The organism is Rhodococcoides sp. S146-33 (genome assembly GCF_059489205.1).
Map to the genome: position 1 here is coordinate 1,782,244 of NZ_JCAJWY010000001.1, position 15,804 is coordinate 1,798,047.

Below are 15,804 nucleotides of genomic sequence, written 5' to 3' on the forward strand. Positions count from 1 at the left end.
CCCGGTGTCAACACCCCAACCACTAAGCAGGAGTGGAGCCTGCGGAACGACCACCACTAAGCTGTTGACCATGGCTGAGCCCAGCGGGACCGACGCGTCGGACATGTATCCCTCCAGCATCTACATCGCGTCACCGGAAGGCGACTCCGGTAAATCCACCATTGCGTTGGGTGTGCTGCAGATGCTCGCCGCGACGGCCGCCCGAGTGGGGGTGTTCAGGCCCATCGCTCGCTCCACGGACGAACCCGATTACATTCTGGAACTTCTCGTCGAGCACACCACCGCAGACCTCACCTACGAGCAGTCGCTCGGCGTGACCTACGAGCAGGTGCACACAGATCAGGACGCAGCGCTCAGCGAGATCGTCAATCGCTATCACGAGGTTGCTGCCCAGTGCGACGCCGTAGTGATCGTGGGCAGCGACTACACCGATGTCGGCAGCCCCAGTGAACTCGGCTTCAACGCGCGGATCGCCGTCAATCTCGGTGCACCGGTGCTGCTCGCACTGCGTGGGTCGGACCGCACACCCGACGAGATCGCGCAGTTGGCTGCTCTGTGCCAGGCCGAACTACGGCAACATCACGCCCACCTGGCCGCGATCGTGGCAAACCGCTGTGCCCCTGACGATCTCGATGCGGTCACCGATGCCTTGGCGTCGGTCGGGGTGCCGGCATGGAGCCTGCCGGAGATCCCTCTCCTCGTCGCCCCGACCATGGCGGAGCTGCTCGACGCCGTCGACGGCACTCTCTACAGTGGTGATTCGTCGCTGCTGCAGCGAGAAGCGTTGCGGGTCATGGTCGGTGGCATGACTGCCGAACATATCCTCGAGCGCCTCACCGAAGGCGTCGTCGTCATCGCGCCCGCGGACCGATCGGACGTGCTGCTCGCCCTGGTCAATGCCCATGAGGCCGACGGCTTTCCGTCGCTGGCCGGCATCATCATGAACGGCGGCATCGAGCCCCATCCGGCCATTGCACGTCTGGTGGCCGGACTCGGCCCCCGGCTGCCGATCCTCACCACCGATCTCGGCACGTTCGACACTGCCTCTGCCGCGGCGCAGACCCGTGGCCGCGTTGCGGTGGGTTCGCAGCGCAAGGTCGACACCGCACTGGGTTTGATGGAACAGCGAGTGGACGCGAAAACCCTGCTGGGACGGCTGGACATCGCCATCCCCACCATCACGACGCCGCAGATGTTCGAGTACCAGCTGATCCACCGAGCCCGCGCCGACCGCAAGCACATCGTCCTCCCAGAGGGCGGCGACGACCGCATCCTTCGGGCTGCCGGCCGACTGCTGCAGCGTCAGGTTGCGGACCTCACGATCCTCGGTGAGGAGGGTCCCATTCGCCGACGGGCGTCGGAACTGGGCGTCGACCTCGACAAAGCCACCGTCCTCGATCCCAACAACTGCGAGTACACCGAGGACTTCGCGGCCGAATACACCGAGCTGCGCAAGCACAAGGGCATGACGATCGAGCGGGCCCGCGAGATCATGGCCGACATCTCGTATTTCGGAACGATGATGGTGCACAAGGGAATCGCCGACGGCATGGTCTCGGGTGCGGCGCACACCACCGCGCACACCATCAAGCCGTCGTTCGAGATCATCAAGACCACCGAAGGAGTGTCGACGGTGTCGTCGATCTTCCTGATGTGCCTCTCGGATCGCGTACTCGCCTACGGAGACTGCGCCGTCGTACCGGACCCGACGGCCGAGCAGCTCGCCGACATCGCCGTGTCCTCGGCGCAGACTGCGGCCCAGTTCGGCATCGAGCCGCGGGTGGCCATGCTGTCCTACTCCACCGGAGAATCCGGTTCCGGAGCCGATGTGGACAAGGTTCGACAGGCCACTGCCATTGTGCGCGAACGAAATCCGGAGCTACTCGTGGAAGGTCCGATCCAGTACGACGCGGCGATCGAGCCGTCCGTCGCCGCGTCGAAGCTGCCCGACTCCGAGGTGGCCGGCCGCGCGACGGTGTTCATCTTCCCGGACCTCAACACCGGCAACAACACCTACAAGGCTGTTCAGCGCAGCGCCGGTGCCGTGGCCGTCGGGCCGGTTCTGCAGGGCCTGCGCAAACCCGTCAACGACCTCTCGCGCGGCGCACTCGTCGAGGACATCGTCAATACCGTTGCCATCACGGCTATTCAGGCGCAAGGAATTGCCGACTCGGCCAAGGAGAACAGCGAATCGTGAGCATCCTCGTAGTCAACTCCGGGTCGTCGTCGGTCAAGTTCCAACTTGTCGACCCCGCCTCCGGTGAGTCGCTGGCCAGCGGTCTCGTCGAGCGTATCGGTGAATCCGACGGCCGCGTCGAACTCGACCATCGTGGTGAGAGCATCGAGCGTACCCAGCACATCGAGGATCACGGCGCCGGTCTCGCTTTGGCGTTCGAGATGCTCGCCGACGCCGGCATCGAACTGGGCTCCGACGTCACTGCCGTCGGGCACCGCGTCGTCCATGGCGGTACGGTGTTCTACCGTCCGACGATCATCGACGACGCCGTAGTGCAGCAGATCTCGGACCTGAGTAGTCTTGCGCCTCTGCACAACCCGCCGAACGTACTCGGCATCGAGGTCGCCAGGAAGCAGCTGCCGAACGTGCCGCACGTGGCAGTCTTCGATACGGCCTTCTTCCATTCGCTGCCCGACGCCGCCGCGACCTATGCCATCGATGCGACCGTCGCCGCCGAGCACGACATCAGGCGCTACGGCTTCCACGGCACCTCGCACCACTACGTCTCGGATCAGGCGGCGCAGTTCCTCGGCCGCGATCTCGCGGACCTGAATCAGATCGTGCTGCACCTGGGCAACGGAGCCTCGGCCTCCGCGGTTGCCGGGGGCAAAGCAGTCGACACCTCGATGGGCCTGACTCCGCTCGAGGGTCTGGTCATGGGGACCCGCAGCGGCGACATCGACCCCGGCGTCATCCTGCATCTGCGCCGCAGCGCCGGCATGAGCGTCGACGACATCGATGCCCTGCTGAACCGTCGTTCCGGACTGATCGGGTTGTCCGGGGTCAACGATTTTCGGCAACTGCAGCAACGGATCGACGACGGCGACGCCTCCGCGCGGCTGGCCTACGACGTCTACATCCACCGACTGCGCAAATACATCGGTGCGTACATGCTCGGACTCGGCCGACTCGATGTCGTCACGTTCACCGCCGGTGTCGGCGAGAATGCGGCCGCCGTGCGTGCCGACGCCCTGGCAAACCTCGAGGGATTCGGTATCGAAATCGACCCGGAGCGTAATGCGCTGCGCAGCAAGCAGGCTCGGGTCATCTCGACCGACTCGTCGACCGTGACCGTCTTGGTGGTGCCGACCAACGAGGAGCTGGCGATCGCTCGGGCGACGGACGATCTGGTACGCGGCTAGAACAGGGAACCTAGAACAGGGATCGGGGCCGGATCGCGTTCGCCAGGTCGACCAATGAGAAGCGGTGCGCGCGATCGGTGGCGTTACGGGCCAATGCCCGCAGCCCCTTCTCGGTGCCACGCCGCAATCCGTCCTCGGTGAACGGGACGCTGAGAATCGGTTCGCGTTCGGCCGTGGCGGCGTGGCCGGAGACGATCCAGTCCAGGGCCATCGCGAGTACCAGCGTCCGCATCTGCAGTGCCCGGCTCTCCGCCTTGGGGAGCAACGCAACTCGGCGTGCAGCGGAACGGAAGTCCGCCTCGGACAGTTCGGCTCGCGAGCGATCCATCAGCAGCGTCAGCACGCTGGTCATGCGCGCCATCGAGTAGTGCCGTGAGCTGATCGGCACTTGATCCAGAGCGGCGATGGCTCCGGTCTGATCGCCGCGGCGCTGCAGCTGCCGGGCCAACCCGAACGCCGAGCTCACGATGCCTCGGTTGGTGCGCCAGACAGCTCGATAGAGGTCCTCGGCTCGGGCACGCCATTTCTCGGCTTCGTCGGCTCGGCCCGCGGCGACATGGCCGAGCAATTCGGAGGTCGCACCGAGAGCGAGCTTGGGTGCCAGCTCTCCGGGCATCGCCCCGAGCACGTTGTCGAAACTGGTGAACGCAGAAGCGTATTCGTGATGCAGCAGGGCGATCAGGCCCGCATACCACTGCACCCGCCACGGATCGGCGGTGTGGTCCTCGGACTGCACCTTGGTCAGAATCTCGGTGGCCTCGACGACGTTCCCCAGATCCAGATTGGCTTTGACCTCGGCAAGGGTGATCTCCACCCCCAGCTCGACAGGAGACGACGAGGGCGTGGAATCCGAGTTCTTGTCCGCGCCCGCGGAGATGCGTTCGATGCCGTTGCGTTTGGCGTGCTGCAACGAGTCCAGGGTCTGTCGCGGTTCTACGTGCACCGCCGCCGCGAGCAGGGGCGCGCTCGGATCGTTGGGGTCCACCAGTGGAACAGGTAGCGCCGCAACAACTTCGGTAGCCGTCATTCGTTCGTTGCGGACCGTGCCGTCCACGTAGGTGTCGGTACGGCCCACCGACTGCTCGGTTCCGAAAGTGGTACGGGGCGGGCTGAACACGGTCGACAGGCCGGGACGCTCGACGCCGGTTCGGATGGCCAGGATCTCGCGCAGCACTCCGGTCGCCTGCCCGGCGAATTCGTCCGCGGACCGAAACCGTCGAGCGGGGTTCTCGTGAGTCGCTCGCAGCAGGAGTCGGTGCAGCGACGGAAATTGCTGCAGCACTTCGGAATCCTCGACCGACGGCAGGCCGTCGAGGTACTTGCCGTTCTTCGAGGGCATGTCCAGCGTCAGTACCGCGAGCGTGCGACCCACAGTGAAGATGTCCGACGCCACCGTCGGCCCCGTCTTCACGATCTCCGGGGCCTGGTAGCCCACCGTGCCGTACAGGTAGCCGTAGTCCTCGATACCCGCTACCGCGCCGAGGTCGATGAGTTTGATCTGGTCGTCGGAGACCATGATGTTCTCGGGCTTGAGGTCGTTGTAGACCAGGCCGATCGAATGCAGGTAGCCCAGTGCAGGAAGCACTTCCAAGACGTAGGCGAGTGCCTGCTCGACGGGCATCCGGCCTCCGTCGCAGGTACCGAGGATGTCTCGCAGCGACCGTCCACCGACGTATTCCATGACGATGAAGCCGACGGTCGACCCGTCGCTGCGGGGTTGCTCGACGAAATTGTAGATCTTGACGACGCCGGGATGCGCTACCTCGGCCAGAAATTGACGTTCTGCGACCGCGACCGCGTGGGCTTCCTCGTCGCCGAAGTGCAGTAGTCCCTTGAGCACCACCCACCGGTCGCTGACGTTGCGGTCGATGGCGAGGTAGATCCAGCCCAGGCCGCCGTGCGCGATACAACCCTGGACGTCGTACTGGCCGACCACTCGATCGCCCGGCTCGAGCAGGGGCGTGAAGTCGAACGTGGTGCCACAGTGCGGGCATACACCCTTGGCGATGTCGGGCTCGCCGGGCTCGGTGCGGCCGACCTTGGCGTTGCACTTCCAGCAGAACCGCTTGTGTTGCGGCACCGTCGGATCCGACATCACCGCAGTTTCGGGATCGACCGGCTCCACCCTGGGGACATCGACCAGCCCGCCGCCGAGTCGACGTCGAAGGCCGGTGCTGCGCGATCGGCCGGATCTCGCGCGGCCCGTCTTCGAACGGGTGGAAGCAGAATGAGCAGTAGATGTCGGGTTCCGGTCGCCGACCGGCGACCGCGAGACGGCTTGAGTGCGCTCGACCCCGTCCGTTTCGGAGGGTCCGTCGGTGTTCGCTCCGACCGGTGTTCTCGATACTGCTCGGGTGCGCTCGCTGTCGTCGGCGCGCGCGACCGCCTGTGTTCGTTCCGCCGGGGCCGTGGGCTGCTGTTCGTCGTCGTCCATGATGTGAGCCCCTAGTCGCTGTACGACGCGGTCGGCGGGCCGGGGGAGGGGCCGAGGACCGTCAGCCATCGGTTGTAGAGGCGATTCCAGGTTCCGTCGGACCTGATGCGGGCCAACGTACCGTTGACGAAGCGCACCAGATCCTCGCTCTCTCGATTGATGCCGACCCCGTACGGCTCCGGGCTCAGGCTGTCGCCGACGATCTCGAGGTACGGGTCCTGCGCAGCCAGACCGGCCAGAATGGCGTCGTCGGTGCTGATGGCGTCGACCTGTCGTTGTTGCAGTACCACAAGGCAATCCGACCACATCGGCACGGTGACCACGGTCGCTGCGGGTTGCACTCGCTGCAGTCGTCGTAGTGAGGTGGTGCCCTCGACGGCGCAGACTCGTTTGCCCGCCAGGTCGCCGATGTCGCGGATGCCAGAACCCTGCACCACCAGAATCCGGTGCTGCGCCTGGAAATACACCGTGGAGAACTGCACGTCCTTACGGCGAGCGCACGTGATGGTCATGGTCTTGACCACGATGTCCACCGAGGAATCCTGCAGGGCTTCCAGTCGCTGCGCCGAGGACAGGATCCGAAAGTCCAACCGATTCGGATCACCGAAGAGGTCGCGCGAGATCTCCCGCGCGATATCGACGTCGAACCCGACCAGCTGACCGGTCATCGGATCACGGAAGCTGAAAAGGTTGCTGCCCGTGTCGAGTCCGACGACCAAGCGGCCCTTCGCGCGCAGTGCGTCGATGGTCGGTTGTGGTACCGGCGGAGCGTCTGTGCCAGTCGGCAGTGGGCGCAGGCTGGCGGTGGGGCGGGCGCACTCGTCGTCGGCCGAGGTCTCGGTGGGGCGAGCGGCCACGGATGCGCCGTCCGGTAGCGGCGGTTCGGTGAACGTCGTATCCACTTGCGGCGCTGGGTTTTCCGGCGGAGTGCAGCCGACCAGCAGGGCAGTGGCCAGGATGCCGATGGCGAGCAGGCGCTTCACAGGTACTCACGCAGCCTCGGGAACAGGCCGACACCGAACGCCACCGAGGCGACGACGGTGAGCACGTACGCACCGTTGGACAGGCCGGACAACACTCCTACCGAGCGGTCGATGTTGGAGCGCAGTTCGGCTCGCGCATTCTCTATTCCGTCGACCAGAACAGTGTCCAAGGCGTTGAAGGCGGCGGCGGAATCGGATTCTGCTGTTCCGGTGGCGATGGCGACCGCTCCGTTGAAGTCGCCGACTTCGAGGGCGGAATCGATTCGGGCATGCGAACCGGACCACGTGTTCAGCGCGTCGATCACCGCCGTATCACCCTGGAACATCTCGGACATGCGAGAGACGTTGGCGTCGAACGATTGTCCGTAGTCCTGACTGCCGCCGCGACGGGCGAGATCGAGGGTCTCGTCGGCCCTGGCCTGCTGCGCCAGGATGAAACCCGTCGTGTACGACTTCAGCGGAGCGACACCGCGATCGAGCGCACGGTCGGTGGCGATCGAGGAGATCAGTCCCACCACCAGCATCCAGCCGAGCAGACCGACGACAGCGGCTGTGGCACCGAGGAATCCGACGTTCAACGTTCGACGCGTGGTGCGCGAGAGGTACCACTGAGCCAGGCCGGTCATCAGCAGCAGGAACACCACCGACCCGATTGCGAAGAACGGCGGGCTGGTGAACCGTTCCTGATCGGCGGACACTCGTGATGCCTGCTCGGTGTACAGCTTTTCGGCCAGTGGCAACAGAGTTGTCTGCATCATGGTCGAGGCCTCACCGAGATAGGCCGCCCCCACCGGGTTTCCGGTTCGGTTGTTGGCCCTGGCCGTCTCGACCAAACCGCTGTAGACCGGCAGTCCGGCGGCGATCTGTGTCAGCACCGCGCTGGTGGCCTCGTCGTTCTCGGTCACTCCGGCCGAGGCGGCGATCAGCTCCGACGACGCCTCGCCGAGTGCCTGCGAGTACCGATCGCGTACTTCTGCCGGCTCGAGACCGCCGGCAATGAACGCGGTTGCGGCAGCAGAATCGGCCACCGAGAGGGCCCCGTACAAATTCTGCGCCGAGTTCGCGAACGGCTCGGTCCGCACCAGCAGTGTGCCCAGGGTATCCACCCGCTCGGTGACGGCCGTGGACGCCAGATTTCCGACCGTCAACGCCAACACCACCAGCGCGGTGCCCATCGCTACCAACCGCGCAGGCGTCGAACGCATCGTGTAGCGAACCGGGGGCTTGCCGGTAACGGCACCGACGGGAGTGGCCGTTGTCGGAGGCACGGCAGCGGAGGGGGTAATGCCGGCCGCGATCACGTCACCGAGCATATAAGCAGGCGGGCGGTACTGCAGGCACTACAGCGCAGTCACTACGGGCGGATGATTCCCCTAGGGTGGTGAGCATGCGAGGTGACGGGGACGGTTGGGTGATCGGTGACGACGGTTCTCGGCACTGGGGAAAGCACGGGGCTGCCGGACTGTTGCTTCGCGCACCGTCGAACACCGGAGAACCACTCGTGCTGCTGCAGCACCGCGCCCTGTGGAGTCATCAGGGCGGAACGTGGGCGCTGCCCGGCGGCGCGCGTGACTCGCACGAGAGCACCGAGCACGCGGCCGTACGCGAGGCGCACGAGGAAGCCGGTATCGCTGCCGAACAGCTGTGCGTTCGGAGCGAACGGGTCACTGCGAGTGTCGCGAGCGGCTGGTCGTACACCACCGTCGTCGCCGACACCGATCATCCACTGACCACCGTCCCCAACGGTGAGAGCACCGAACTGCGCTGGGTACCGGAATCGATCGTCGCCGATCTTCCGTTGCATCCGGGGTTCGCGTCGAGCTGGTCGGGGCTGCGCACCGTGCCGCTCCGGGTACTGCTGGACACCGCCAACGTGCTCGGTTCACGACCGAACGGCTGGTGGAAGGACCGCGCCGGATCGACCGGCGCACTGCTCACCTCGCTCGCCGAGACGTTGCCGCGCACCGTCGAACTGCCCGGCGGCCAATACGGGTGGCTCACGAGAATCGAAGCCGTCCTCGAAGGCGAGGCACGCAGCGCAGTGGTGGACGACCCACGCACCCCGACGATTCTCGCCGACGGCAGCGGCGACGACACCTTGGCCGATCAGGCCCGACTCGACGGAGATCTGACGGCATTGGTCACCGCCGACCGCGGGCTGCGCGACCGGCTCCCCGATTCGGTGCAGGTGCTGACGCCGTCGACCGTCCTCGGCTGGCTGTAGAGAGCCTGCGTTCGAGAGCTGGTCGGTCCTGCTCACATGCAGGACACAGAGTACGTCCGTACGGTCGAGAGAGTGCGTGACAAGTGGCGGTGGGCGGCAGTGGTGCTCGGCATCGCTCTGCTCCTGGCCACCCCCTCGGTGATCGAGCGCTGGCCCGTCGACGCGTCGAACATCGCCGCGGCCGACCTGCTCTCCCGAGTCCAGTCCTCCACTGCGACCCCGTATTCGGGCTACGCCCAGGCGGTTGGCGGTGTCACCCTGCCGGTGACCGACGGACTCGGGGGCCTTCCGGATCTGCTGGGCGACACCACGACCCTGCGCGCCTGGTATCGCGGCCCGGACAGCTGGCGCGTCGACACCGTGCGTCTCGCCGGTGAGCGTGGCCTCTATCGGAGCCCGGCTCGGCTGTGGAAATGGGACTACGAACAGAACACGGCAGTGGTGACACCGGTCCCCGAGCCGAGCCTGCGGCTGCCTCGCGAAGCCGACCTTCTCCCCCCGGAGCTGGGGCAGCGGTTGCTCAGCGAAGCGAGCGCCGACGAGGTCACCCGGCTGCCGGATCGCCGGATCGCCGGCCGGGACGCCCCTGGCCTCCGGGTGACTCCCAGCGAGCCACAGAGCACCGTCACCGAGGTCGACGTGTGGATCGACCCCGACAGCGGGTTGCCGCTGCAGGTCGACGTGCTGGGCGACGGGGCCACTCGACCCATCGTCAGCACCGCGTTCCTCGACTTCTCCTCCGCGACCCCCGACGCCGACACCGTGCGTTTCGTCCCACCGCCGGGAACCGATGTGCAGCAACAGGACGGGCTCGACATCGCCTCGTTCGCCGACGGGATCGACTCCGCCGGTCTTCCTCCGACTCTGGCGGGACTCGATCTGGGGGACCGCGACGGCCAGGGCGCGGTGGGAATCTACGGCCGCGGAGTGACCGAGTTGATCGCCGCTCCGCTGCCGCGCCGCGCTGCACGCGGACTCGTCGACCAGTTGCGGGAAGCCCCGGGCGCAGTCGTGACCGGCAGCAGCGTCGCGCTGTCGATCGGGCCGCTCAACGTCCTCATCACCGAGCCCAGCGCCGACCGGCGGCGCTACCTGCTCTCCGGCACCGTCACCCCGGAAACCTTGAGCACCGCCGCCCAGCAGCTCGAAGGAGCAGCCACATGATTCGCACGAGCGGCCTGACCAAGAGTTACGGATCGGTGCGGGCGGTGGACGGCGTCGACCTCGACGTGCGCGCCGGCGACATCTACGGCTTCGTCGGTGCGAACGGCTCCGGCAAGACGACGACCGTGCGGATGTTGCTCGGCCTGGTCCTGGCCACCTCCGGGCAGATGCAGGTGCTGGGCGAGGAGATGCCGCGGCGTCGCACGAGCGTGCTGCCGCGGGTGGGCGCGCTGATCGAGAACCCCGCCGCTTACCCCAATCTCTCCGGACGCCGGAACCTCACGCTGCTCGACGCGGCCGGGCCGGGTGGTGCCCGGCGCACCCGGACTGCCCGGGTCGGCGAGGCCCTCGAGCAGGTCGGCCTCGCGGGGGTGGGACGCAGACCGGTCAAGCAGTACTCGCTCGGCATGCGGCAGCGTCTCGGCTTGGCTGCGGCGCTCATGCGCACCCCCGAGCTGCTGATACTCGACGAGCCGACCAACGGTCTCGACCCGCAGGGAATCCTGGAGATTCGAGAGTTGCTGCTGGGCCTGCACGCCCGGGGCACCACGGTGTTCCTGTCCAGCCACCTGCTGGCCGAGGTGGAACAACTGTGCGACCGAGTGGGCGTGCTCGATCGGGGTCGCCTCGTTCTGCAGGATCAGCTCTCCGCGTTCCAGCAGCCCACCGGTCGAGTACTCGTGTCCACCCTGGACCCGGCCGAGGCCGTCACCGTGCTCGCTGAAGTCGAGAACGCCACCGTGCTCGAGCGTGACGGGCAGCAACTCGTGATCGAACACCCCGACTCGGCCCTGCTCAATCGACTGCTCGTCGACGGTGGGGTGCGGGTGAGCGAGCTGACGACGCAGCAGATGAGTCTGGAGCAGTCCGTGCTGGCCGTCACCGGCGCCAGTGCCGACCGGGTCGACGGTTCCGCCCGGAAGAAGGTGACCGCATGATCGGCGTCGAGCTGCGCGCGATGCTTCGCCGACCCCGCACCTGGGTCGTCATCCTGCTGCTCAACCTGCTGCCCACCATCGTCGCGGGCCTACTGGCCTTGACCGATGTGGGCCCGCGCCCGGGAGAGGGTCCCGCCTTTCTCTCCGCAGTGACCACCAACGGCCAGCTTTTCCCGCTCGCTGCGCTCGCGATAGTGCTTCCGCTGTTCCTGCCCGTCGCGGTGTCGGTCATTGCCGGCGATTCCGTCGCCGGGGAGGCACAGGCCGGCACCCTGCGCTACCTGCTGGCCCGTCCGGTGGGACGGACGAAGCTACTGGTGGCGAAGCTCATCTCGGTGGCCGCCTTCGTGCTACTGGCGGTGGTCATCGTGGCCGCCGTCGCATACTTCGTCGGGACGACTCTGTTCGACACCACGTCGTTGGCCGGCGTCGCCAGCGTCTCGGGCACGGTGCTGACCGATCAACAGGTCGCCGCACGCACCGTCATCGCTGTGCTCTACGTGACGCTGTCGATGCTCGGAGTCGCTGCCATGGGGTTGTTCCTCTCGACCCTGACCGACTCCCCGCTCGCCGCGACGCTGGGCGCGTTGGCCTTCCTCATCGCCAGCTCGTTGCTGCTGACCCTGGATGCGGCCGACGCCATCGCGCCCTACCTGCCGACGCGGTACTGGCTGGCTTTCGTCGATCTCTTCCGCGACCCGGTGCCGACGCGGGACCTGGTCCGCGGCGTCGGCCTGCAGGGCGTCTACGTCGTCGTCCTTCTGGGCGCGGCATGGGCCAACTTCACGACCAAGGACATCACGAGCTGAGACGGCTGCAATCGGCCGCGCCGAGCTGGGTGGTGGAGCTGCTGCCGAGCTGGGCGGACACCATTGCAGCGACGAGAGGATCGCGGGGCAGGTTTCCGTGATCGACGGTGGAATCTCCACACACGCTCTGCACCGGAATGTCGATGGCCCCGTCGAGTTCGGCCGAATTGGGCGGGGTCACCACCTGATCCACCTGGGTCCAGATCGACACCCATTGCGGCCCCTCCGGAGTCTCGTCGCCGGAATTCAGGGCGGCGAGCACGGAGCTGTCCGGGGCGAGCTGCTGACAGGCCGTCGGGCATCGGTCGGGCAGAACTTGAGCCGCCAGCCCCGCCACCTGGGTGCCGTGATGCGGGGAGCCGAGCGTCACGATGCGCCGGGCCTGCTCGGCACCGCCCAGGTCGGCTGCCCAGATCCGGGCCACCACACCGCCGGCCGAATATCCGACGACGTCGACCGAGGTTGCCCCGGTGCGGTTCAGAGCCTCATCGGCCGCGTCGCTCAGCGTCTGCGCCTGCACGGTCAGATCGCCGACGCCACCATCGGGCAGGGCCACCACGGTCGCGTCGCGTCCGTCTTCGCGCAGCCCGGCCGCGAGCACGTCGAGCGCATCGGTGGAACCGCCGAAACCGGGGACCAGCAGCACCGGGCCCGGCACGGATTGGTCGACGCTCGCCACGGGATCGCTCGTGACGCGCGAAGCGACGAATGCCGCCACGGCCGCGACGACCCCCACCAGGACAAGGGCGAGCACAACGAACACGAGACGACGGCGGGCCGGGGCCAGGGAGGAGAACACCCCGTCCAGTGTGCCCCGGCTAGACCTGCAGAGCCTGGACCAGCTCGCGAGCGGCTGCCTGTGGGTCCCGAGCTTCGGTGATGGCGCGGACCACCACGATGCGGTCGGCACCGGCTGCTCTGACCTGATCCACGTTGGTGGCGTCGACTCCGCCGATCGCGAACCACGGCCGCTCGGGCAGCGCGTCCGCGGTGGCCCGCAGAGTCTCGAGGCCGGCGGCCGATCTGTTGGGCTTTGTGGGCGTCGGCCACACCGGCCCGACCGCGAAATAGTCGACGCCGTCCTCGATCGCGGCGAGCGAGGACTGGGCCCGGTTCTGCGTCGAGCGGCCGATCACCACATCCGGACCCAGGATCTGGCGGGCATAGTGCACGGGCAGATCGCCCTGACCGAGATGCAGCACTTCCGCGCCGGAGGCCAGCGCCAGATCCGCGCGATCGTTGACCGCCAGCAGCGCACCGTGCCGCTTGGTCGCGGCGAGCAGAATTGCCAGCGCAGCGAGCTCGTCCTTGGCTTCGAGCGGACCGAACTCGCGCTCTCCGGCGGAGTTCTTGTCGCGCAGCTGAATGATGTCGACGCCACCGGACAATGCGGCCTCGGCGAACTGCGCGAGATCGCCCTTGTCGCGCCTGGCATCGGTACACAAGTACAGGCGAGCGGACGCAAGACGCTCACGGGGAGTCTGATTGCGGGCGGTCTGAGATGGATGCACGAAACGAACTGTATTCTCATGGTGGCCGCCACCGACGACGGAGTGGCCGAGATATCGCGGGAGTCCCGAGGATCGTGGGGCTGAGAGTGGGTTCGCCGCCCTTACCGTCAATACCTGAACCCGATCATGCGGGCGCAGGGAGTGAGGACGTGAATCGCGTGTACATCGTCGTTATCGGCGGAGGCGTCATCGGGCTGTCGACGGCGCACCGCCTGAGCCGGGACGGTCACCGAGTGGCCGTGCACGATCCAGCTCTGGGCAAGGGCGCGTCCTGGGTGGCGGGCGGCATGCTGGCCCCGTTGTCCGAGGGGTGGCCGGGCGAACACGAACTCCTGCACCTCGGTGCCGCCTCGCTGGAGCGGTGGCCGGACTTCGCCGAGCGCCTGCCCGGCCCCTCGGTGTTCTCCGCGACCGGATCGGTGACGGTTGCCCTCGATTCCGCGGATGCCGCCGATCTGCGGACCGTTGCCGAGTGGGTGGGCGAGCAGGGTCACGAACTGCAGATTCTCGGTCGAGCAGAGCTGCGGGAGCTCGAACCTGCACTGGCGCAGAACATTCGGCTCGGATTGTTGGCACCGACCGAGCTTTCTGTCGACAACAGGGCCCTCGTTGCCGCGCTCGAGCAAGGGTGTGTCGACGCCGGGGTGGAGTTCGTGGCAACCTCGGTCGACGCCATCCCCGACGCCGATCAGGTGGTCCTGGCCGCCGGTGCGCAGTCGGCGGCGCTGTGGCCCACGTTGCCCGTCCGTCCGGTCAAGGGCGAAATCCTGCGGCTGCGTCGTCGACCGAGCGCTGCGCCACCGCCATCTCGCACCGTTCGCGGAACCGTGCACGGAAGAGCGATCTACCTGGTGCCGCGCGGCGACGGATTGGTCGTCGGCGCAACACAATACGAATCCGGTGAGGACACGCAGGTGACCGTAGCGGGGGTGCGTGACCTGATCGCCGACGCCGAACGGCTCATGCCGAGTATCGGCGAATACGAACTGTACGAAACCGCCGCCGGACTGCGGCCCATGAGCCCGGACGGACTACCGATCATCGGCAGGCTGTCTCCCCAGGTGGTCGTCGCTACCGGCCACGGCCGCAACGGCATCCTGCTCGCCCCCATCACCGCCGACGCCGTTGCCGCGCTGATCATGGGTGAGCAATTACCCGAGGCGAAAGCTGCTGATCCCGAACGGTTCTTGCACATCTACAGCTCACAGATCGAAAGGACACCATGACCCAGGTTGCCATCGGTATCACCGTCAACGGCGAGGACCATCTGCTCACCGAGGACATGACCGTGCGTCGGCTGCTCGAATTCCTGGGCATGCCGGAGAAGGGTATAGCCGTTGCCGTCGACGGTGCCGTGCTGCCCAAGAGTCGATGGGACACCACCGACGTCGAAAAGGGTTGGACCATCGACGTTCTCACGGCGGTTCAGGGTGGCTAGCGCACTCACCATCGCCGATCGCACCTTAACTTCCCGGCTCATCACCGGCACCGGGGGAGCGGCCAATCTCGCGGTACTCGAGGAAGCCCTCGTCGCGTCCGGAACCGAACTGACCACCGTTGCGATGCGCCGCGTCGACGCCGCCGGTGGGACGGGAGTCCTGGATCTGCTGCGCCGGTTGAACATCGCGCCGCTGCCGAACACCGCAGGCTGCCGAGGATCGGCCGAGGCAGTGCTCACCGCGCAGCTGGGCCGCGAGGCGCTCGAGACCGACTGGGTCAAACTCGAAGTGATCGCCGACGAGCGGACCCTGCTGCCCGACGCCATCGAACTGGTCAAAGCCGCAGAACAACTCGTCGACGACGGCTTCCAGGTGCTGCCGTACACCACCGACGACCCAGTACTGGCCAAGCGCCTCGAGGACATCGGCTGCGTGGCCGTCATGCCGCTCGGCTCACCCATCGGCACCGGCCTCGGCATCGCCAACCCGCACAACATCGAGATGATCGTCGACGCCGCCTCGGTACCGGTGATCCTCGACGCGGGCATCGGTACGGCCAGCGACGCCACCCTTGCGATGGAACTCGGCTGCGACGCAGTGCTGCTCGCGACCGCGGTGACCCGGGCCAAGGATCCCGCGCTGATGGCGTCGGCGATGCGACACGCGGTGGCCGCGGGCTACGAGGCCCGACACGCGGGACGAATCCCGAAACGATTCTGGGCGCAGGCAAGCTCGCCGATGTGAGCGGTGCGTCGGCCTAGCTCGGTCCCAGTCCTGATCCCGGCCTGGTCTCAGTCCCGGTCCCGGTCTTCGCAAACGCGCGCGCGTTTGCGAAACGCGCGCGGAACAGTGGCGAATACGAGGGCGAATCGGTAGTTGTCAACCTGTCTGAGACAGGTGGATGTTGATTCCGGTCGGTGTTGG

Annotated in this window: 14 protein-coding genes; 9 read left to right on the plus strand and 5 right to left on the minus strand. The window is 67.0% G+C overall.

Features of this window, described 5'->3' with window-relative positions; genetic code table 11:
* The first annotated feature begins 70 nt into the window (after window positions 1-70).
* Together pta and AC5WEY_RS08650 are read left to right on the plus strand one after the other, a co-directional pair.
* Window positions 71-2,197 carry a phosphate acetyltransferase gene (gene pta / locus AC5WEY_RS08645; RefSeq protein WP_057476579.1) on the plus strand — a complete coding sequence of 709 codons (2,127 nt, stop codon included), beginning with the start codon at window positions 71-73 and terminating at the stop codon, window positions 2,195-2,197.
* Entirely contained in the window at window positions 2,194-3,378 is a 1,185-nt protein-coding gene (locus tag AC5WEY_RS08650; RefSeq protein ID WP_495645480.1) for an acetate kinase, read from the plus strand. Before pta ends, AC5WEY_RS08650 begins: the two co-directional genes overlap by 4 nt.
* 10 nt (window positions 3,379-3,388) lie before the next feature.
* On the opposite strand, the gene AC5WEY_RS08655 is transcribed toward AC5WEY_RS08650, so the two are convergent.
* Genes AC5WEY_RS08655 through AC5WEY_RS08665 form a run of 3 tightly spaced genes read right to left on the minus strand, consistent with a single transcriptional unit; the run spans window position 3,389 to window position 8,096 of the window.
* Window positions 3,389-5,812, minus strand: coding sequence for a serine/threonine-protein kinase (locus tag AC5WEY_RS08655; RefSeq protein WP_495645481.1), 2,424 nt, complete (start codon window positions 5,810-5,812; stop codon window positions 3,389-3,391).
* A gap of 11 nt (window positions 5,813-5,823) precedes the next feature.
* Complete coding sequence (locus AC5WEY_RS08660) at window positions 5,824-6,795, minus strand: glutamate ABC transporter substrate-binding protein (protein WP_495645482.1); 972 nt, start codon at window positions 6,793-6,795, stop codon at window positions 5,824-5,826.
* Complete coding sequence (locus AC5WEY_RS08665; RefSeq protein ID WP_235581593.1) at window positions 6,792-8,096, minus strand: GlnX family signal transduction membrane protein; 1,305 nt, start codon at window positions 8,094-8,096, stop codon at window positions 6,792-6,794. The genes AC5WEY_RS08660 and AC5WEY_RS08665 overlap by 4 nt, the downstream gene beginning before the upstream one ends.
* Before the next feature lie 86 nt (window positions 8,097-8,182).
* Between AC5WEY_RS08665 and AC5WEY_RS08670 the strand changes: the two genes are divergently transcribed.
* From AC5WEY_RS08670 to AC5WEY_RS08685, 4 genes are all read left to right on the plus strand, one after another.
* Window positions 8,183-9,019 (plus strand): NUDIX hydrolase, encoded by an 837-nt coding sequence (locus AC5WEY_RS08670; RefSeq protein WP_495645483.1) that lies wholly within the window; start codon window positions 8,183-8,185, stop codon window positions 9,017-9,019.
* A 72-nt stretch (window positions 9,020-9,091) separates the two neighbouring features.
* Window positions 9,092-10,183 carry a LolA family protein gene (locus tag AC5WEY_RS08675; RefSeq protein ID WP_495645484.1) on the plus strand — a complete coding sequence of 364 codons (1,092 nt, stop codon included), beginning with the start codon at window positions 9,092-9,094 and terminating at the stop codon, window positions 10,181-10,183.
* Entirely contained in the window at window positions 10,180-11,121 is a 942-nt protein-coding gene (locus AC5WEY_RS08680) for an ABC transporter ATP-binding protein (RefSeq protein WP_495645485.1), read from the plus strand. Before AC5WEY_RS08675 ends, AC5WEY_RS08680 begins: the two co-directional genes overlap by 4 nt.
* On the plus strand, window positions 11,118-11,930 hold the full coding sequence (locus AC5WEY_RS08685) for an ABC transporter permease (protein WP_495645486.1): 813 nt from the start codon (window positions 11,118-11,120) through the stop codon (window positions 11,928-11,930). The genes AC5WEY_RS08680 and AC5WEY_RS08685 overlap by 4 nt, the downstream gene beginning before the upstream one ends.
* Here the strand turns inward: AC5WEY_RS08685 and AC5WEY_RS08690 are convergent.
* Together AC5WEY_RS08690 and thiE are read right to left on the minus strand one after the other, a co-directional pair.
* Entirely contained in the window at window positions 11,920-12,729 is an 810-nt protein-coding gene (locus tag AC5WEY_RS08690) for a lipase family alpha/beta hydrolase (RefSeq protein ID WP_495645487.1), read from the minus strand. The genes AC5WEY_RS08685 and AC5WEY_RS08690 overlap by 11 nt on opposite strands.
* 19 nt (window positions 12,730-12,748) lie before the next feature.
* A complete protein-coding gene (gene thiE / locus AC5WEY_RS08695) occupies window positions 12,749-13,441 on the minus strand; it encodes a thiamine phosphate synthase (RefSeq protein WP_495645488.1) in 693 nt (230 codons plus the stop codon).
* A gap of 158 nt (window positions 13,442-13,599) precedes the next feature.
* Between thiE and thiO the strand changes: the two genes are divergently transcribed.
* Genes thiO through AC5WEY_RS08710 form a run of 3 tightly spaced genes read left to right on the plus strand, consistent with a single transcriptional unit; the run spans window position 13,600 to window position 15,624 of the window.
* A complete protein-coding gene (gene thiO / locus AC5WEY_RS08700) occupies window positions 13,600-14,667 on the plus strand; it encodes a glycine oxidase ThiO (protein WP_495645562.1) in 1,068 nt (355 codons plus the stop codon).
* The gene (thiS, locus tag AC5WEY_RS08705) at window positions 14,664-14,879 is read left to right on the plus strand and encodes a sulfur carrier protein ThiS (protein ID WP_057476568.1); all 216 of its coding nucleotides are present in this window, start codon (window positions 14,664-14,666) and stop codon (window positions 14,877-14,879) included. The genes thiO and thiS overlap by 4 nt, the downstream gene beginning before the upstream one ends.
* The gene (locus tag AC5WEY_RS08710; protein ID WP_495645489.1) at window positions 14,872-15,624 is read left to right on the plus strand and encodes a thiazole synthase; all 753 of its coding nucleotides are present in this window, start codon (window positions 14,872-14,874) and stop codon (window positions 15,622-15,624) included. Before thiS ends, AC5WEY_RS08710 begins: the two co-directional genes overlap by 8 nt.
* Window positions 15,625-15,804 lie beyond the last annotated feature (180 nt).